The sequence below is a fragment of the Mesorhizobium sp. J18 genome (assembly GCF_007829525.1).
GTDB lineage: Bacteria > Pseudomonadota > Alphaproteobacteria > Rhizobiales > Rhizobiaceae > VLJP01.
Window position 1 is genome coordinate 10,679 of the sequence record NZ_VLJP01000006.1, and the last position, 18,218, is coordinate 28,896.

Here is an 18,218-nt window from a genome sequence, read left to right on the forward strand (position 1 = left end):
GCTTGTCCTGCCGAAGCATGTGCGCATGCGATATGATCCTCTGCGGCAGGCATGGGCGGTGCTGTCGCCGGAACGCATATTCTGGCCCAACGAGATCGGCCTGGAAATTCTGCGCCGTTGCGACGGGAAAACCTCGGTGCGCGCGATTATCGCCGCGCTGGCGCTCGAATTCGACGCCGAGGAAGAGGAGATCTCGGAGGATGTCATTGCCTTTCTTCAAGAGTGGGCGGACAATCTCCTGTTGAGGTTTTCATGAGCGACCCGCTCCTTCCGCCCATTGCAATGCTTGCGGAGCTTACGCATCGCTGTCCGCTGCAGTGCCCCTATTGTTCCAACCCGCTCGAACTGATGAAGGCCAATCGCGAGATGGACACCGCGGGCTGGCTGGACCTCTTCGAGCAGGCTGCCGATATGGGCGTCCTGCAGGTCCATCTTTCGGGCGGCGAGCCTACGCTGCGGCGCGATCTGGAAGAGATCGTCCGAAAACTTTCCTCACGTGCCGTCTATACAAACCTCATAACCGCCGGCGTCGGGATCGCCGAGGGGCGCATCGAGGCGCTCGCGGAGGCCGGCCTCGACCATGTCCAATTAAGCCTGCAGGGAGCGCGTCCCGAGACGGCGGACCTCGTCAGCAACTACAAGGGTGCTCTCGCGAAGAAAGTGGAAACGGCAAGGCGCGTGCGCGCGGCCGGCCTGCCGCTGACCGTCAATGCCCCGGTGCACCGGCACAATATTGGCGAGGTCGAACAGTTCATCGAACTTGCGCTGTCGCTCGATGCCGAGCGCCTGGAAATCGCCAATGTGCAATATTCCGGCTGGGCCCTCGTCAATCGCGCCGCCCTCATGCCGAGCTACAGCGCGGTCGAGCGCGAGATCGAGATCGTGGAAGAGGCGCGCGAGCGCCTCAAAGGGGTGCTGAACATCGATTTTGTACCGCCGGATTATTTCGCGACTTATCCGAAACCCTGCATGGGCGGGTGGGCGCGCGATGCCTTTGCCGTCGCCCCCGACGGCACCGTGCTTCCATGTCATGCGGCACAGACCATCCCTTCTCTCACCTTCGAACGGTTCGGCGACAAAAGCCTTGCGGACATCTGGGCGGATTCGCCAGCCTTCAACGCCTTTCGGGGCACGGACTGGATGCAGGAACCATGCCGCAGTTGCGAGCGGCGCGAGATCGATTGGGGCGGCTGTCGCTGTCAGGCCATGGCGATTGCCGGGGACGCTGCGGCCACGGATCCGGTCTGCGTCAAATCGCCATTTCGCGAAAGCATCCTGGCCCTGGTGCAGGATGCTCAACCGGAACCCGAATCCGAGAAAACAGGGTCGGCAGCCGAGAGCTTCAAATATCGCCGCATAGGCGCGGCGCCCGTCACTTGACTTGCGTCGGTGTCTGCCACCGGCAAAACGACGGCTACGAGCCTTGAGCCGCTACAAGGATCTCACCCTTCCCGAGCACGGCGTTATCCCCGCAATAACGCCGGACCGTCCTACCCAGGAGCGGCTCCTGGGCAATTCCTTCCGCAATGAGGTGGCGGTCGGCGAGCGAGGCAAAGACACTGTCCCATGCACCGCTTTCGACAAAACTGGGAGACAGCATCTGAGGCATGCGATCGACAAGGATCGAACCCCGGCGCATCAGATAGCCGGGCATCCTTCCGCTGCCGCCAACGATCGCCAATGTTCCTGCGATCATGCGGCTTGCCGCATAGTCGCCGCATCCGCCGAGAACGGCCAGAAGGCCGCGCCGCATACGGTCGCCCGCCCGGTCGCCGGCCCGGCCGCGCACGATCAGAGTGCCGCCGCTCATTCCCGCAAGCTCGCCGGCAAGGGGACCGCCCGTGAAGTCCCCGGCATCGCCCAGGATTTCCAGCCGGCCCCCGCTCATCCCGGAGCCTGCATGAGGCCCGGCGCTACCTTCGACAAGGATCGAGCCACCCGACATCCTGCGGCCGGTCTGTGCGCCGACATCGCCGGCAATACGGATCGTCCCGCTGTCCAACAGAGCGCCGGCACAATCGAAGCGGCGACTGCCGCCTTCGAACACTATCGCTGAAACATCAGCGCCGGAAAGACGAAAGACATCGCCGACCGCGAGACTGTGTTTCGAGACGCCGAGTCGGATCTTTTCCACCTCGTGCATGGCCATGCTTGCAAGCCTGGCGGGAACGAGAGGCGACAGGTCCAGCCGCTCTGGCGGTTCCGAGAGCAATGTGAAAGTGAGTCTGCTCACGGCAGGAGGTCCTTCAGGTGATACTGGAACTTGCCGAGCTTTCCTCCATAGTTGCCGGCGCTCACCCGCAACGCTCCACGCTCCGGGCCAAGTTCGATCACCGCCCTGAGACCGGCCGCCATGGAGGCCGCCACCGCTTCGCTCGTCTCACCATCGATGACGATCTCCAGAACCGCGTTGATGTCCGCAGTCAGCGCGCTGGCGACCTGAGCGCGCAGAGTGGGAGCATAGGCATCGTTGGTAGAGGCGATCATGCCCTTGTATTTGCTGCCGATCTTCGAGCCGGAACGCACCACGCCCCCAGGGAAGGGCAGAATGATGCCCGGCACTGCCTGCATGGCCGCCGCCGCCGCTTCGGCCGCTGCAAGCGCCTGGTCATTGCCTGCCGCAAGGAGCAGGAGATTCCCGCCGCCGACGGCATCCTTTGTCAGCCCGGTCGTCGCCTCGCAGACAAATTCTCCGTCCATTACGGGCACGCGCCAGTAATGCCGGCCGCCAAGCTTCTTGGAAATCTGCCAGCCGTCACCAAAATAGCGCAGCGCCGAGCCGAGCTTGAGCCGGTCGGTTGCATCGAGGGCGGCAAAGCAGGCGCTTCCTGGCGAAGTGAGCACGCATTGGCCAACGCGCTTCAAAAGCTGTTTCTGCAATTCGTCGCTACTGACCGCAAACAGCATCACCCGGAAGCCGGGACGCCCGTCCGGCGTTTCCGAGGCGGCCAGTTCCATGTCGATCCCGGCTTCGCAGCCGCAACCGATGACCGAGGTGGCGAAGCCTATCATCGAGCGCACCGCTTCGAGCGCCCATTTCCTGGTCGGCGCAGTAACAATGATTGCCGTCGCCCGCATGCCGAAGGCTTCGGCAAAGGTGTTGTCGACAGCCACCCCATTTGCCGTCAAGCCGCGCATGCCACCTCGCTAAAAGGCTGTTCGCGGGCGATTGCCCAGTCCGGAAAATCGAACCAATCGAGGGAGAGCCCGTATCGCTCCTGGTGATAGGCCTCCAGCCGCCGCACCATCGTCTTGTCAGGTTGAGGCGCCAGCCGTAGTGCCCTCCCCCAGCGATGTGCCACCACTTCGCCATCCTTCACCACAAGTTCGCCATCCTTGAAGACGAAAGCCGCCGAGCCGAACATTTTCGCGATGTCTTTCCCTTTGCGATAGACCGCGACATCGGCAATGGCCCCTGCGGCCAGATTCCCGCGATCCTTGAGGCCCAGAAGCCTGGCCGGGGCCGCGCGGGTCATGACGGCAATCTCCTCAAGCGTATATTCCCTGTCAATCGCCAGCAGGGTCGTCAGCGCGAGGGCCGACGCTGAGAGCCCTTCCGCCATCTCCCTGCGCGCCTCCTTGCTCATCAGCAGTTCGAACAAGGCGGGATAAGCGGTGAAGGGCGCACCGTTAGGATGGTCCGTGGTGAAGAAAACGCGCCAAGGATCCGTTATTAGAAGGAAAAGCTCCAGCCCTATCGCCCATTGCAGGGAGCCGTAGAAGTCCTTGCGATAGCGATACGGAACGATACCCCCGCCATTGCCGTCACCGTCGAAAATGACACTCTTCTTGGGATGGGCATTGCCGCGCGCCGAAAATTGCCGCAGCACGTCGGAGGAAATGGTGACGGTCTGTCCGAACATCACCTGGCCCACATCTATCGTGATCTCGGGCGTGGCATTGACCTGCTCGGCAAGCTGGCTGGCTGCCGAGGAGAAGCGTCGCTTGCCCTCGGTGCCGTAGCCGTAGAACTGCAGATGCGCCAGATGCAGCGGTACGCCTTCGGCGGCGGCGATCGTCGCGGCGGCGGTATCGACTGACCCGGGCATACCGAGATTGTTGCAATGGACATGGAGCGGGTGCGGGATGCCCAGATTTTGCACTGCCATCTGCAGCGTCTTGACGATTTTTCGGGAGGAAACGCCGTAGGAGGGCACAATATCGTCCAGCGAAAAACGCCGCACATTTTCCTTGAAGGCCGCCGAACCGCCTGCATTGATCACTTTCGCGCCGAGCGCCCGCGAGGACGCGACCGTCCAGGCCACATAGTCTTCGATCATGCTGGACGAGGCATTGTCGCGGATCAGCGACAGCAGGAAATCGTCATTGCCGAGAACGGCCAATGTCGCCTTGTCGATGATCGGAATATCGGCGAGTTCGAGATGCGTATGGAGGGCATTGCCCGGCGCCATGGCCGGCTCCACGACGGTCGTGAAGCCCATCTGCGCATAGAGGCGTCCCGTCTGGAATGCCGTCCAGCCGAGATTCGACAGCGGGGTTTCAGAAGGGCGCGGCAAATGGGCGGAATGGTGCTCCGGAAGGAGCAGACGCGCCGTATTCACATTGCCGCCACCGATATGAGAGTGAATGTCGATGGCGCCCGCCATGACGATGCAGCCTGACGCGTCCACCGTCGTCTCCGCGTTTCGGCCAGCTGGCGGGTCAACAATCACGCCATCTTCGATCCAAAGGTCGCCGACGCCGTGACGGCCGCCAACCGGATCGATGATCTCACCTCCCGCAATCTTCGTCAGCATGTAGGGTCCAGATGTTCCAGGATCGAATTTATGACTGTTGCAGCCGCGGGCATTCGCGACGGTTCAGAAGCGGGCCTGGCTGCCAATGTTCCGGTTCGGGCAGAGAGGAGAACCGCGTCATGGTCCGCACCCGGTTCACCGATCGGGATGGTGATAGCGGCATCTGCAACCGGCTGCCCGGTTTTGGTCAGCGCGATAAGCTTGCTGTCGCCGTTTTTGGCAGGCGGGCTTCCCGCTCCTATCCACAAATGCAGGTCGACCTCGCCTTCCTCGATCATTCTTCCGACGTTCCAACGCCAGGGATCGAATTCGGGAGCCCCGCGCGAAAAGCTCGTGCGCAACGGGAGGCCGGTCGTCCAAGTCGAGACTAGCACACTGCCCCACCCGGCCTCGCTGGTCGGTATCAGCAGTATGGACGCCCGGGCTTTCTTGTTGAGGTCGGCAGCGAGGCCCTGCACCATTTCCAGCGCCAGGTCGTCCAGCCCTGCCCCGGAACATAGAAAGGCAGTGAAACGTGCATGGCCCAGGGCCTTGGACAGGCGGTCGGCATTTTCGACCGGCGAGGAGATGCGCCGTCCGGCAAGATGGGCACGCAAGGCGGCAACCGTTCCGGTCAGGTCTGTCCCCTTACAGGAAAGATGGGTTACGGGTCCCTGGTTGTCCGCGGGAAAAGGCCCGATCGGTGTGCCGGTCACCGAGAAGAAGCTCCGGCTGTTGTCGCCGGCAAGGTCAGGCACGGTTTCCGCCAGCTCCGACACGAACTCCCGCGAATAGGCGGGCAAATCGCCGACGACGACCACGACATCGGCGCGTCGGCGAACCTCTCCAGGCGACACGAAGATGCCTCCCCGGTCAGTAAAGGTCGCCGTTTCCCGCGCCACTCCCTCGAAGGGGTGATCGTAAGCCGCGCCTATCCGCTCCGCGAGGGCAATCGCCGCGCGGGTTCCATGTATGTCTGTGTCAATGCTGATTACCGGGCACCGACTCGCTGCCAGAAGCTCTGCGGCTTGCTCGACCGCATGCTGCACCGGCGCGTCCCGGTTGCCGATCCATGCAACCGCCATCAATCACGCTACTTTCTGGTGCCCGCCGGAAATGTAGACGAAACTTCGCAAGCCGTGAACCCCCACCCGAACCTAGCTGTCCACACAGCTTAGTCGTATTTGATATAGGCGAAGCGCTGATCACTGTTTGGCGTGCCTTCCAGCGCACCGCCCTCCAGCCCAGGCTGCCACTGCACCACTTCTTCGATCTTTTTCGCCAGTTCGAAATCCTTGTCGGTCACGCCCTTTGCCGCATGATTGGTCAGGCGCACCTCCAGCCAGGCATAAGATGCGGTAATGTCCGGATGGTGAAATGCCGCCTCGGCGAGATGACCGATCGTGTTGATGACCATCAGCGTCGCCTTCCAGCTGTGCGTCTTATACTTCCGCCTGATCCAGCCGTTCTCGTAAAACCACTTCGGCAGCTCCTTCTGGAGCCGCTCGACGATTTCCGCTTCCGAATAAACTCTTTCTTTTTGCCGCTCCATCATATTCTCCTCCATCGTGCAATACCCGGCTCAGGACTTGGAAGCTTTTCCGCCCGGGCGCGGTCGGAAGGGTTCGCTTGCGACTTGCCCCGCCGGGGAAAACAGCTATCATGCCCCGCGGGCACCCGAACATCAGCGATGCATTATGATGCACCCCTTGGGGGCAAATGTCGAACCTTGTCACCGCGTCAGTTCCTGCCCGTCTCCATCTCGGCTTTCTAGATCTTGACGGCAGCATAGGTCGGCGCTTCGGCAGCATTGGACTTCCTCTGAGCGAGCCGGAAACGGTCGTCACGCTGTCTCTGTCCTCGAAGACATCGGTCGAGGGACCGGATCACGAGCGTGCCGCCAGCCATCTGGAGACCCTGTGCAATCATCTCGAGATCCGTGCCAGACACCGGCTTGTCGTTGAAAGCGCGATACCCCCGCATGTCGGCCTGGGCTCGGGAACCCAGATGGCGGTCGCCGTGGCAGCGGCGCTCCGGACCCTCCACGATCTGCCGATCGATGCCGGCAGCGACGCGCGCCTGCTCGGGCGCGGCGCGCGATCGGGCATCGGGATAGCGGCCTTCGAGAGGGGAGGCCTTATCGTTGACGCCGGCAAGAGCGCCGACCACCTGGAACCTCCCGTCGTGGCTCGCCTCCCCTTCCCGGAGGAATGGCGGGTGATCCTGATCCTCGACCATGGCCATACCGGCATCCATGGAGAGGAGGAGGTTGCGGCTTTTCGTGCCCTGCCGCCTTTTCCGGCGGCGAGCGCGGGCGAGATCTGCCGACGGGTGCTCATGCAGGCGTTGCCGGCGGTCGTGGAACGCGATCTGGCGGCCTTCGGTGCCGCCATCCAGGCTGTTCAATTCGAGGTAGGAAACTATTTCGCGCCAGTCCAAGGCGGTGTCTTCACGAGCAAGCGCGTCGAGAGACTGGGGGAACGAATGGTGGAAGCCGGTGCCACGGGTATTGGACAAAGCTCATGGGGCCCGACCGGTTTTGCCTTCGCGCCTTCGGAAGAAGTCGCTCGCGATATAGTGCATGTCGCGCAGGAAAGCGCCGACCCTGGCATTGAGTTGAAGATCGTCAAAGGCAGGAACTCGGGCGCTGAAATCAGCAGGAACACGCTTCGGCTTCTCGGAAGCTGAAGGAAAAGCGCGGCACCGAACACGGAAACCGGACAGGAAACAATGGCCCGTAAGAACATTCTGCATATGATCACGCCGCTCCCGCAGATGAGTCCCTTTGACGTCAACATGGCTCTTGACGCCGGCTTCGACGCAGTCGTGCCTTATGTCGAAGTAAAACTTTCCGACGTCACAGGCCTGGTTCAGGACGCCATCTTTTCACGCCCCCCGGATGCCGGTGTCAACACCGGGGTCTTCATCGCCGGCCGCGATGTGACCCTTGCCCTCGACATGCTCGATGCGGCGAAGAAGGCGATGGTCCCGCCGTTCAGCTTGAGCGTCTTTGCCGATCCCGCCGGCTCCTTCACCACCGCCGCAGCAATGGTCGCCAAGGTTGAGAAAGCGTTGAAAAAGAAATTCGACCGTAGTCTCAAGGACGCGCGGGTGGCGATATTCGGCGCCACGGGGGTGGTCGGTTTCTGCACCGCCGTCATAGCCGCCAGGGAAGGAGCATCGGTGACGCTGGTCGGCCATGACGGGCTCACGCGGGTGCAAGGTGTCGCCACGGAAATCAAGAACCGCTTCGGCCTTGACGTCCAGGCAGCAGACGGCTCCACCGAGGCAGCCAAGAGCGCTGTCGTCGCCGATGCCGAAATCATCCTTGCCGCTGCAAAGGCTGGGGTGCAGGTGCTTGACAGCGCCCTGATGGGCCGCGCTTCCAGTCTGCTGATCGCCGCCGATGTCAATGCCGTCCCTCCAGCCGGCATAGAAGGCATCGGCGTGGATGCGGACGCCGAGAAAATCTCCGGAACCAGCGCGGTCGGCATTGGCGCGCTCGCAACCGGCAATGTGAAATACAAAACCGAATTTGGCCTCTTCAAGCGGATGATCGAGGCTGAGAAAACCATGACTCTCGATTTTCAGGACGCGTTCTCCCTTGCTCGCGAGATCGCCAAGTAAGGGCCCGCTTCTCATCGCGGCGATCTCCGGTCGCGCGCTTGCCGCGGCAGCGCGACGCGCGGGCTATCGGCCGCTGGTCGCGGATATGTTCTGCGACAGCGATATGTTGGCTTTGGCCGAGCGCGCGATGCGAATGCCTGGCAGCCTGCAGGCCGGGATCGACGGCGATCACATCGTGAAGCGGTTGAAAGAGCTTGCCGGCAAGGAAGAACCGCTTGCCTTGGTTTACGGCTCCGGCTTCGAGAGCCAGCCGGAGCTCCTCGACGAGCTTGCGCGCCATTTTCCGCTGGCAGGCAATCGCGGAGAGGTCGTCCGCCGCGTCAAGGACCCGCAGACTTTCGCCGCGATATGCTCGAAAGCTGGCATCCCTCACCCCGAAATCCGCTGGAACGCACCGGAAGATCCGGAGAACTGGATTGCAAAGAAGGCTGGAGCGGCAGGCGGCTCCCATGTCCGGCATGCACAAAATGCGGTGGTATCGCCCGGCTCCTATTTCCAGCGCTTCATTCATGGAAGAAGCATCTCTGCTCTTTTTATCGGTGATGGCCGCAGGGCACGGCTTGTCGGCTTCAGCCGTCAATGGTCGTCCCCCACGCCGCAGAGCCCTTATCGCTACGGGGGCGCCGTTCGCCTGCTGCGCTTCGACCGCAAGCAGGCGGCCAGAATCGGGGAGTGGCTCTCCACCCTCACCGCACACCTCGGGCTGACCGGTCTGTGCAGTGCTGATTTCATTCAGGCGGAGGACAATTTCCATCTGGTTGAAATCAACCCCAGACCCGGCGCAACGCTCGATCTGTTTGACAGCACCGAGGCGCCGCTTCTCGATGCGCATATCGACCCTGCTGGAGGCATGGCAAGCAGGCTGCCGCGATGGTCCGGCTCCACGGCCTCGATGATCGTCTACGCATCCCGGCCGATAGAGCGATTTCCCGCCCTCGATTGGCCGGATTGGGTATCGGACAGACAATTGCCGGGTACGCGCCTGCTCGCGGGTGATCCTGTCTGCACCGCTTTCGCGCATGGCGCCAACGCCGCCGCAGCCAGACGGACGGTCAACGCGCTGGCAAAACTGATGCAATCTGACTGGGACGGAGTGCCATAATGAAAGATGGCTCGGCCTTTCTGAACGAGACGGCACACCGGATAGTGGACGACATGGTCCGGGATGCGGAGCGTTTGCGCATAGCGGTAACCGAAGGTTCGCTGGGCGAGCGCCTTATCGACGCTGGCGCCAAGGTGCAGGGAAGTATCGAGGCAGGCCTCAAGATGGCAGAGGCCTCCATGGGCGGTCTGGCCGGCGTTTCAGCGGTAGTCGACAGAGCACTGTCGAAATGGCCTTTCGGTCTGGAGGTGCGCTCGTCGCAACCGGTTCTGGCCTGCCTCGGCAGCCAATATGCAGGCTGGAACCTCTCCGAGGATAAATATTTTGCCATGGGTTCCGGCCCCGCCCGCCTTCTTGCCCGGGTGGAACCTTTGTTCTCCACATTGCCCTATCGCGAGACGGCCAGTCGGTCTGTCGTCATGCTGGAGGCTTCGGCGCCACCTCCCGCTGCCATAGTCGAGAAAGTGTCGAAGGCCACGAACCTTGCACCGGAGAACCTGTCCTTTGTCTACGCTCCCACGCAAAGTCTTGCCGGTACCGTTCAAATCGTTGCGCGCGTGCTTGAGGTGGCGCTTCACAAGGCAAACGACCTCAAATTTCCGCTCGAGAACATAGTCGACGGCATCGCCTCCGCTCCCATTCCGGCGCCGCATCCTGATTTTATGACGGCCATGGGCCGAACAAATGATGCAATCATCTATGGCGGCATTGCCCAGTTTTTCGTCACCGGGCCAGCAGACGAAGCGCGCGAGCTTGCCGAAAAGATGCCGAGCCGTGCCTCCCGCGATTACGGCCAGCCCTTTGCCCAAATCTTCAAACAGTTCAACGGCGATTTTTATGCCATAGATCCATTGCTCTTCAGTCCCGCCGAAGTCATCGTTACCGCCCTCGAAACAGGCGAAACCTTTCGCAAGGGCGGGCGGGATCTCGACATGCTCGAGAAAAGCCTGGCCTGAACCCACCTTTCAATTTGGATATTTCCCGCGTGACCCGACGGATCGTCATCCTCAATAGTCAGCCAGGAAACCAGGGCGGCGCGCTTGCCGCCGCTTTTCGCCGACGTGGCTGCGAAGTCTCTACCTATCCGCTCGCCGACATTGTCTTCGACACGCAGCAGCAAAGCGGTCTGTACTTTCCGGGCTTCGGCGACGATCTGCCGGATGCGGTTCTCGTGCGCTCCGTCGGAGCAGGAACCTTCGAGGCCGTGACACGCCGGCTGGGCGTCCTCCATGCCCTGCGGAAACTGTCCGTGCCGGTATGGAATTCCGCACAGGCGATAGAGCGTTGCGTCGACAAGTCCATGACCACCTTCCTTCTCAAGCGGGCAGGATTGACAACTCCCCCGACCTTCGCCGTCGAGGGCTTTCCTGCCGCCCAGGAGATAGCGGCAAGGGAACTGGCAAGCACACCGCTGGTGCTGAAGCCGCTCTTCGGTTCACAGGGACGTGGCATCCGGCTCGTTCGCAGCCTGGCGGACCTGCCGTCCCCCGAGGAAGTAGACGATACCTATTATCTGCAGCACTATGTTCCCCGCTCCGGTCCGCCCTTTTGCGATTATCGCATCTTCGTCTGCGCCGGCCGGATCGTTGATATGATGATCCGCCGCGGCGACAATTGGATTACCAACATCCAGAAGGGCGCCGTACCGGAGATAGTGCCGCCGGAAATGCGGCAACGCCTTGGAGAGATGGCTCTTGCCGCTGCCGCCGCCGTGGAGGCGGACTTTGCCGGCATCGATATCCTGCCCGCCATGGACGGGAGTCTTCAGGTCGTGGAGGTCAACAGCATGCCTGCCTGGTCGGGTCTGCAAACGGTCGCGCAGGCCGATATCGCCGACACCATCGCCGAAGAAATGATGCGTTTCCTCGACGAGCGGGCAAGGCTCGCCTCGCTCTCGTTGATGCCGAGCAGCGGGGAAGTGTCTGCGGTTTCCTGAGTCATGCTTTCGCGGGAGGCGATCCAAGACGCCTATGTTGCAGCCTGCCGGGCCGAAATCGATGCTCTGAAGCCCGGCAATGTCCACCGCTTCGCCGATGGCCATCGCATGACTGTCGATGAATTCCTGATCAGTGCGCATGTCTCGGCTCCGCTATTAAGCGATCCGAAGCTTTCGACCGGCCGCAGGATCCTGGAAGCCGTCCGGGCGACGCGCGATGCGGTCAAAACCAATACCAATCTGGGTATCATCTTGTTGTGCGCTCCCCTCGCCCGTGCCGCGGAGCTTGATCTGGAGCAGCGGTCCGCCGTTGCACAGGTGTTGGCCTCCATGGACCTCGAGGATACAAAGGCAGCTTTCAAGGCGATCGTGCTTGCCTCGCCCGGCGGGCTTGGCTCCGCTCCCTCCCATGATGTGCGGGAGGAACCGCAAATTTCCCTGGTGCAGGCGATGCGGGAGGCCGCCGACCGGGACATGATAGCCCGTCAATATGCCACGGACTTTCGCGAAGTCTTCGAAACGGGCGTGGCCACGCTTCAGGCGGCGCAAAACCGCGGTGAAGGCGGTATGTGGCCGACCGTTTTTGCTTATCTCGCTTTCCTCTCAACCTTCCCGGACAGTCATATTGCCCGCAAGCATGGCCTTCGGGCGGCGGAGAAGGTCAGGAGCGAAGCACAGTCGCTGATGGCGCAACTGACCGGGATAGAGGAGGAAGCGGGGAAGATCCGCAAGCTGCTCGAATTTGACACCAGGCTGAAGGCAGAAGAACTCAACCCCGGCACTTCCGCGGACCTCACCGTCGCCAGCCTTTTCGCACACAATCTAAGCTGCAACTTGCATAATTGAAGCGTTGATGTTTCAATTTACCGGCGGAATGTAATCCGTGACTATCTAGCCAACCGGTCCGGGGACCCCGGATGCTGCCAACAAGGATAGTCGTCCACTGGGTGTCGACCTGGGGCGGCATCCTTGGGCAATAGAACCATGTCTTGGAGGAACTGGTATGGCAAAAATCACGAAAGTAATGGTTGGCGAATCACTCGTTGGAGATGGCAACGAGGTCGCTCATATCGACCTCATCATTGGCCCTCGCGGAAGCCCGGTGGAGGCGGCATTCTGCAACGCTCTTACGAACAACAAGGATGGCTTCACGACTCTTTTGGCCGTGATCGCGCCCAACATGCCCTGCAAACCGAACACGGTGCTCTTCAACAAGGTCACCATCAAGGGCGCCAAACAGGCAGTCCAGATGTTCGGGCCGGCGCAGTTTGCGGTCGCAAAAGCGGTCCAGGATTCGGTGGCGGAAGGTATCATCCCGGCAGAAGAAGCGGACGATCTCTTCATCTGCGTTGGCGTCTTCATCCACTGGGAGGCGGAGGACGACGCCAAGATCCAGGACTACAACTATCGTGCAACCAAGGAAGCGATCGAGAGAGCCGTTACCGGCAAACCGACCGCAGCCGAGGTTACGGAGAAGCGTGACACCGTCTCGCACCCCTTCGGTGCGGCGGCTTAGACACGAGACAACCTCGCACAGAGCAAGCCGCCTGACAATTCGGGCGGCCTGTTGCGCCGGTTGAAGGATCTTCTGGGTCTCTAGGCTCGACGGCTGGATTAGAAAGCCAAAGCTAAGCTGGCGCACTGTTTTCAAGCGCAGGCTCAAGGTGGTCTAGTTCGTCCAGCTGTCGGGAATTCAGCGCGCCTTGATGCAACGCGGTCGCCATCAGTGCGCCGGCAATGCCGAATTGTGCGAGTTGGCGGATGTCCTGTTCATCGCGGATGCCGCCGGCCGCAATAATGGTGCGGTTTCCGGCTCGCGATTTGATCTCCTGCAATCTGGCGAAATCCGGACCGGTGCCCGATCCGACCTTTGCGAGCGTCATCACGATGACGGTTTGCGGCCAGAGTTCCGGCTGGCCAAGAAGAGCAGCCGGACCTCGGAACCCGTCGGCAAAAAAGTCGAGCGACAGGATAAGCCTTGGATGGTCCAGAAGGGTGCGCAGGAGCGCGTCGTCTTGCTGGGATTCCGTACCAAGCACCGGCCGGACTGGCGGTCCTTCGATGGCCGCGACTACATCCTTCTCATTGGCGAAACCGGCATCGAGCCACAATTCCCGGATTTTGGGCATGGCCGAGAGCCGTTGAAGCGGATCTGCGTTTGGCTGCCCCCCTTCGATCGCATCGAGATCGGCGATATAGAAGGCTGGGAACGGATGGAGGGTGTGTAATCCGCCTGCAACGGAAACGGGGTCGGCATCGGGGCTGAGAGGCGTGGAGATCGACCGGTAAGTCTCGCGCCGTCCTCCTTCGGCCCGCACGACTTGTCCATTCTTCAGATCCAGCACCGGGATGATTTGCACCAGCCTCTCCTCTTGCCTGCGTTAGATTTTCCATGAAAGCGTGACCAGTGGCAAAACGAAAGAACATTATCGCCGGCTTCGATATAGGCGGCGCGCATCTGAAGGTGGCAAGGGTCGAAAACGGCAAAGTCGTCGGCGCGACGACCATCGGCGCCCCGCTTTGGCAGGGCCTTCATTCGCTGGATACTGCTTTTAAGCAGGCCGCTTCTGTGTACGCCGATGCGGAACTTTGCGCCTTCACCATGACAGGAGAGCTCTCCGAAGCCTTCTCATCGCGGGAAGCAGGCGTGGCGTCCTTGCTGCGCTATATTGCAGAGCGCTTTCCTGCCGCGAAGAAATGCGTCTACACGACGCGCTCGGGCCTCGTGACGGTCGAACGGGCCGCTTCTGTTCCGGCTGAAGTGGCTTCCGCCAATTGGCATGCGACGGCCACGCTCGTCGGCAGATTGGCAGGCGGTGCCCTGTTCGTCGATATGGGATCGACCACGACGGATATCATCGCCGTCAATTCAGGGACAGTGGTCAACGAAGGCTTTACCGACGCCGAACGTCTGGGCACAGGGGAGTTGGTCTATGCCGGCTTCGTCCGTTCCTTCCCCTTCGCCTTCACCTCACGCGCGCCGGTGAACGGCCGCTTCACGCCGCTGATGAACGAGTATTTCGCCACCATGGCGGATGTCCACCGTATCCTGGGAGTTCTTCAGGAGAAGGACGACCAGCATAGGACCGCCGACAACAAGGAGAAGAGCCTACCCGCCTCCATCACGCGGCTGGCGCGCATCGTCGGGCGCGATGCCGGCGATTTGTCGGAAAGCGAATGGCGCCACATCGCCGAATGGTTCAGCGAGCAGCAGCTTCGAGACCTGCACGACGCTTCTTTCCTTGTCTCACTGAGGGTTGCGAAAGACGCCCCGGTCGTCGGCGCAGGGATCGGCCGTTGGCAGATTGCTCGCCTTGCCGAGCGACTTCGCCGCCGCTTCATCGATCTGGCCGAAATTATTCCTGCCACCGACGCGGCGCGCATCGCCGCCAGCGATGCGGCTCCTGCCGCCGCGGTCGCGCTGCTCGCGTCTTCCCTCTTCGGCGATGAGTAGGCCCTTATTCGGCAGCCTCCATGCTGCCGCCGAGGAAAAGCTGGCCGACGCGCGGATCGTTCAGCAGCTTGTCGGCTCTGTCGTGCATGCGCGCCTGTCCAAGCTCCAGCACAATGCCGAAATCCGACATGGCCAGCGCGCTCCTGGCATTCTGCTCGACCATCAGGACAGTCACGCCATTGTCGCGCAGACGGATCAGTGTCTGGAACACCTCCTGCACGAGGTTCGGCGACAGGCCGATGGATGGTTCGTCGATCAGGATAAGCTTCGGGTCGAGCAGCAGGGCGCGGGCGATCTCGAGCTGCTTCTGCTGGCCACCGGAAAGGGCGATGGCCGGTTCGTTCCGCTTCTCGCGAAGGATGGGGAATTGGTCCATCACTTCGTCTATCCGCCGCTTCACCGTGCTCTGATCCTTGGCGGTGATGCCACCAAGTTCCAGGTTGTGGTAAACGGAAAGCTGCGGCACGACATTGCGCCCCTGCGGCACGTAGGTGACGCCATGGGCGATCATCTCGGACGGCCTGGAGCGGGTTACATCCTTGCCTTCGAGCAGGACCTCTCCCGAATGGATGCTGAGGAGGCCGAAGATCGCCTTGAATACGGTCGACTTGCCGGCGCCGTTGGGACCGATCAGCGTGGTGATGGTGGCGCGGTCGATCTTGAAGGAGACCCCGTTCAGGATCGTCATCTTTCCGTAACCGCCGTAAAGATCCTTGAGTTCGAGCACGGTCAGCCTCCCAGATAGGCTTCGATGACTTGGCTGTTGCGGCGGATCTCCTCCGGCTTGCCCTCGGCGATGATCGCTCCGTCGGCCAGCACGAGGACGCGCGTGCAGAGCGACATGACGAATTCCATATTGTGCTCGATGACCACGAAAGTGGTGCCGCGCTCCGCGTTGAAAGCCTTCAGCCGCTCCTTCAGGCTGGCGAGCATGGTGAGGTTGACGCCGCCCGCCGGTTCGTCCAGCAGCACCAGGCTCGGACCGGCCATGAAGGCCATGGCAGCGTCGAGCAGTTTCTGCTGGCCGTAGGAGAGCGAGCCCGCCAGTTCGTCACGCAGATGGCCAAGACGGAAGAATTCGATCAGCCTTTCCGCTTCCTCCGTCAGGCCGGCATCCGGCGGGCCGAAAAGGCGCGTCAGCATATTGCCGTGATGCTCCTGGCCTGCCAGGATGATGTTGTCGAGCACCGTCATCTGCGGAAACACCTGCAGCATCTGGAAGGTGCGCCCCACCCCCAGCTTGTTCAGGTCGCAGGCGCGCATGCCCGCCACCTGTTTGCCGTTGACGCTCACCTGGCCGCTGTCCGGTCGCAACTGCCCCAGAATGCAGTTGAAAAGGGTGGACTTGCCACTGCCGTTCGGGCCGATGAGCCCGAGGATCTCGCCGGCACCAACATCGAAGCTCACATCGCGCACGGCATGAATGCCGCCGAAGGACTTGCAGATGTTGCGGACGCTGAGAACGGGAGTGGCTGCGTTCATAGCTGCGCTCCCTGCTTGAGATCGCCGCGTTCGACGCGCTGCGGGCGGAAGCGAGCCACCATGCGCTTGCCAAGCCCGATCAGCCCGGTGGGACATACCACCATCAGGACGAGGACGGTCGTGGCATAGATCATCAGATAGTAGCCTTCGGTGAAGCGCAGAAACTCGGGCAGCACCGTCACCAGCGCGGCTCCGAGCATGGGGCCGAAGAAGTAGCCGGCCCCCCCGACCATCACCATCAGCAGAAGCTTCAGCGAGTGGACGAGAGCGAAGGCTGGCGGGTCGATGAACTGCACCAATGGCGCGGCAAGCGCCCCGGCAAGACCGCCAAGCGCCGAGCCGATCGCGAAGGCGAGAAGGGTCATGCGCCGGATATCGACGCCGAGGCTGTTGGCGCGGATCGGATTCTCCCGCAGTGCCTTGAATGCGCGTCCCCAGGGCGAGCGCACCACCCCGTAAAAGAGGACGGCGACGATGAGGAAGACAACGAGCGTGAAGTAATAGAAGGAAAGCTGCTTGGTGGTCTCGATGCCGAAGAAACTCGGCCGAGGAATGCCGACAATGCCGAAGGAGCCGCCCGTCAGCCATTCCTCATTGCGCAGCACCAGGAATACCAGCGTGTTGAAGGCGAGGGTGACGAAGGCAAGCAGATGATGCTGCACGCGCAGGGCCGGGTAGCCAAGCCCGAGCCCGACCAGAAAACAGAGCCCCATCGACGCTGCCGCGGCGAAGCTCCAGTGCACGCCCGCCATGGTCATCAGCGCCGTCGTATAAGCGCCAATGCCCATGAAGGCCGCCTGCGCGAGAGAGACTTGCCCAGCATAGCCGAGAGTAAGATTGAGGCCCATGGCGGCAATGGAGAAGATCAGCCAGGAGCACAGGACATAGATGCCGTAATTGCCTTGGCTGAGCGGCGCCAGGACAAGAGCGACAATGCCGAGGAGGATGAGGATCATGCGGTAAGGCATCAGACCGCCCTCCCTTCCGCCTTGCCGAGGATGCCCTGCGGCCGCACCAGGATGATGATGATGAGAAGGATCAGCGGCACGGCGGCGCGATATTGGGCGGACACATAGGTCGCCGCCAGATTGTCGATGACGCCGATCAGAAGGCCGCCGACCAGGGCGCCGCGGATCTGGTTGAAGCCTCCGACGATGGCCGCGATAAAGGCGACAAGCCCGAGGGATTCGCCATTCGAGAACTTGGCAAGATAGATCGGCGAGATGAGGATCGAGGCGATTGCCGCCAGGGCGGCGTTGATCAGGAAAGTATAGAGCACCATCCGCTTGATGTTCACGCCGAGAATTTCCGCTACCGCAGGATTCTGCGCCGTGGCCTGCATGGAGCGGCCGGTGCGCGTGCCGTTGAGGAAAAGCTGGAGCGCCAGCACGGCCAGCATGGATATGGCGAGATTGGCCAGATCCTGCGCCGAGATGGTGGCCCCGAATAGCCGAATCGTGTCGCCAGGAACCAGCGCCGGAAAGGGTTGCGCCTCCGCGCTATAGAACTCCTTCACCGCCTCCTTCATCAGGAGCCCGAGCGCGATCGTCGCCATGACGATCGGCAGGGTGCCATGCGGCAGCATCGGCTCGATGACCAGTTTCTTGAAGGCCAGCCCGAGGACGAGCAGCGATAGCACAAGCGCCAGAGCGATCGAGACTAACATGGGAAGGCCGATCACATGCATGCCGACCAGCACGAAGAAGGCCGGCAGCATCACGAATTCGCCCTGGGCGAAATTGATCGTCTGCGAAGCTTGCCATAGCAGCGTGAAGCCGATGGCAGCCAGCGCGTAGATCGACCCTGTCGCTAGCCCCGACAGGACAATCTGAACGAATTCAGACACGTGATCCTCCCACGGTCCCAGTGAAAATTTTCTCA

20 protein-coding genes are annotated in these 18,218 nt (G+C 61.7%); 10 read left to right on the forward strand and 10 right to left on the reverse strand.

What is annotated here, in order from left to right:
• The first annotated feature begins 7 nt into the window (after positions 1-7).
• Positions 8-256, forward strand: a complete 249-nt coding sequence (gene pqqD / locus L598_RS03410; RefSeq protein ID WP_246658620.1) for a pyrroloquinoline quinone biosynthesis peptide chaperone PqqD — start codon at positions 8-10, stop codon at positions 254-256.
• The gene (gene pqqE, locus L598_RS03415) at positions 253-1,380 is read left to right on the forward strand and encodes a pyrroloquinoline quinone biosynthesis protein PqqE (protein WP_144860396.1); all 1,128 of its coding nucleotides are present in this window, start codon (positions 253-255) and stop codon (positions 1,378-1,380) included. The genes pqqD and pqqE overlap by 4 nt, the downstream gene beginning before the upstream one ends.
• Positions 1,381-1,414: 34 nt before the next feature.
• Here the strand turns inward: pqqE and L598_RS03420 are convergent, their stop codons facing one another.
• The 5 genes from L598_RS03420 to L598_RS03440 form a co-directional block, all read right to left on the reverse strand.
• Positions 1,415-2,233, reverse strand: a complete 819-nt coding sequence (locus L598_RS03420) for a formylmethanofuran dehydrogenase subunit C (protein ID WP_144860398.1) — start codon at positions 2,231-2,233, stop codon at positions 1,415-1,417.
• Entirely contained in the window at positions 2,230-3,138 is a 909-nt protein-coding gene (gene fhcD, locus L598_RS03425; protein WP_144860400.1) for a formylmethanofuran--tetrahydromethanopterin N-formyltransferase, read from the reverse strand. The genes L598_RS03420 and fhcD overlap by 4 nt, the downstream gene beginning before the upstream one ends.
• Positions 3,126-4,757 (reverse strand): formylmethanofuran dehydrogenase subunit A, encoded by a 1,632-nt coding sequence (locus L598_RS03430; RefSeq protein WP_144860402.1) that lies wholly within the window; start codon positions 4,755-4,757, stop codon positions 3,126-3,128. Before L598_RS03430 ends, fhcD begins: the two co-directional genes overlap by 13 nt.
• Complete coding sequence (locus L598_RS03435; RefSeq protein ID WP_144860404.1) at positions 4,751-5,821, reverse strand: tungsten formylmethanofuran dehydrogenase; 1,071 nt, start codon at positions 5,819-5,821, stop codon at positions 4,751-4,753. Before L598_RS03435 ends, L598_RS03430 begins: the two co-directional genes overlap by 7 nt.
• An 89-nt stretch (positions 5,822-5,910) precedes the next feature.
• Entirely contained in the window at positions 5,911-6,291 is a 381-nt protein-coding gene (locus L598_RS03440) for a 4a-hydroxytetrahydrobiopterin dehydratase (protein WP_144860406.1), read from the reverse strand.
• A gap of 164 nt (positions 6,292-6,455) precedes the next feature.
• Between L598_RS03440 and L598_RS03445 the strand changes: the two genes are divergently transcribed.
• The 7 genes from L598_RS03445 to fae all read left to right on the forward strand — a co-directional run bounded on the left by L598_RS03445 (position 6,456) and on the right by fae (position 12,917).
• The gene (locus L598_RS03445) at positions 6,456-7,424 is read left to right on the forward strand and encodes a beta-ribofuranosylaminobenzene 5'-phosphate synthase family protein (protein ID WP_144860408.1); all 969 of its coding nucleotides are present in this window, start codon (positions 6,456-6,458) and stop codon (positions 7,422-7,424) included.
• A gap of 42 nt (positions 7,425-7,466) precedes the next feature.
• Entirely contained in the window at positions 7,467-8,363 is an 897-nt protein-coding gene (locus tag L598_RS03450; protein ID WP_144860410.1) for an NAD(P)-dependent methylenetetrahydromethanopterin dehydrogenase, read from the forward strand.
• 133 nt (positions 8,364-8,496) lie between these two features.
• Positions 8,497-9,465 carry an ATP-grasp domain-containing protein gene (locus tag L598_RS03455; RefSeq protein ID WP_246658610.1) on the forward strand — a complete coding sequence of 323 codons (969 nt, stop codon included), beginning with the start codon at positions 8,497-8,499 and terminating at the stop codon, positions 9,463-9,465.
• Entirely contained in the window at positions 9,465-10,421 is a 957-nt protein-coding gene (gene mch, locus L598_RS03460) for a methenyltetrahydromethanopterin cyclohydrolase (protein WP_144860412.1), read from the forward strand. The genes L598_RS03455 and mch overlap by 1 nt, the downstream gene beginning before the upstream one ends.
• 29 nt (positions 10,422-10,450) lie before the next feature.
• Positions 10,451-11,401, forward strand: coding sequence for a RimK family alpha-L-glutamate ligase (locus L598_RS03465; protein WP_144860415.1), 951 nt, complete (start codon positions 10,451-10,453; stop codon positions 11,399-11,401).
• 3 nt (positions 11,402-11,404) lie between these two features.
• Positions 11,405-12,247 (forward strand): triphosphoribosyl-dephospho-CoA synthase, encoded by an 843-nt coding sequence (locus L598_RS03470; RefSeq protein WP_144860417.1) that lies wholly within the window; start codon positions 11,405-11,407, stop codon positions 12,245-12,247.
• A 157-nt stretch (positions 12,248-12,404) separates the two neighbouring features.
• Positions 12,405-12,917 carry a formaldehyde-activating enzyme gene (gene fae, locus L598_RS03475; RefSeq protein ID WP_144860419.1) on the forward strand — a complete coding sequence of 171 codons (513 nt, stop codon included), beginning with the start codon at positions 12,405-12,407 and terminating at the stop codon, positions 12,915-12,917.
• Positions 12,918-13,029: 112 nt separating this feature from the next.
• Here the strand turns inward: fae and L598_RS03480 are convergent, their stop codons facing one another.
• Positions 13,030-13,761: a HisA/HisF-related TIM barrel protein gene (locus L598_RS03480; RefSeq protein ID WP_144860421.1), complete on the reverse strand. Its 732-nt coding sequence runs from the start codon at positions 13,759-13,761 to the stop codon at positions 13,030-13,032.
• Between the two features lie 47 nt (positions 13,762-13,808).
• On the opposite strand from L598_RS03480, the gene L598_RS03485 reads away from it, so the two are divergent.
• The gene (locus tag L598_RS03485; RefSeq protein ID WP_144860424.1) at positions 13,809-14,855 is read left to right on the forward strand and encodes a hydantoinase/oxoprolinase family protein; all 1,047 of its coding nucleotides are present in this window, start codon (positions 13,809-13,811) and stop codon (positions 14,853-14,855) included.
• 4 nt (positions 14,856-14,859) lie between these two features.
• Here the strand turns inward: L598_RS03485 and L598_RS03490 are convergent, their stop codons facing one another.
• From L598_RS03490 to L598_RS03505, 4 genes are read right to left on the reverse strand one after another with little or no spacing between them, the layout of a single operon-like run.
• Positions 14,860-15,582, reverse strand: coding sequence for an ABC transporter ATP-binding protein (locus L598_RS03490; RefSeq protein WP_144860425.1), 723 nt, complete (start codon positions 15,580-15,582; stop codon positions 14,860-14,862).
• A gap of 2 nt (positions 15,583-15,584) precedes the next feature.
• Positions 15,585-16,337: an ABC transporter ATP-binding protein gene (locus L598_RS03495; protein WP_144860427.1), complete on the reverse strand. Its 753-nt coding sequence runs from the start codon at positions 16,335-16,337 to the stop codon at positions 15,585-15,587.
• The gene (locus tag L598_RS03500; protein WP_144860429.1) at positions 16,334-17,305 is read right to left on the reverse strand and encodes a branched-chain amino acid ABC transporter permease; all 972 of its coding nucleotides are present in this window, start codon (positions 17,303-17,305) and stop codon (positions 16,334-16,336) included. The genes L598_RS03495 and L598_RS03500 overlap by 4 nt, the downstream gene beginning before the upstream one ends.
• The gene (locus tag L598_RS03505; RefSeq protein WP_144860431.1) at positions 17,305-18,183 is read right to left on the reverse strand and encodes a branched-chain amino acid ABC transporter permease; all 879 of its coding nucleotides are present in this window, start codon (positions 18,181-18,183) and stop codon (positions 17,305-17,307) included. The genes L598_RS03500 and L598_RS03505 overlap by 1 nt, the downstream gene beginning before the upstream one ends.
• Positions 18,184-18,218 lie beyond the last annotated feature (35 nt).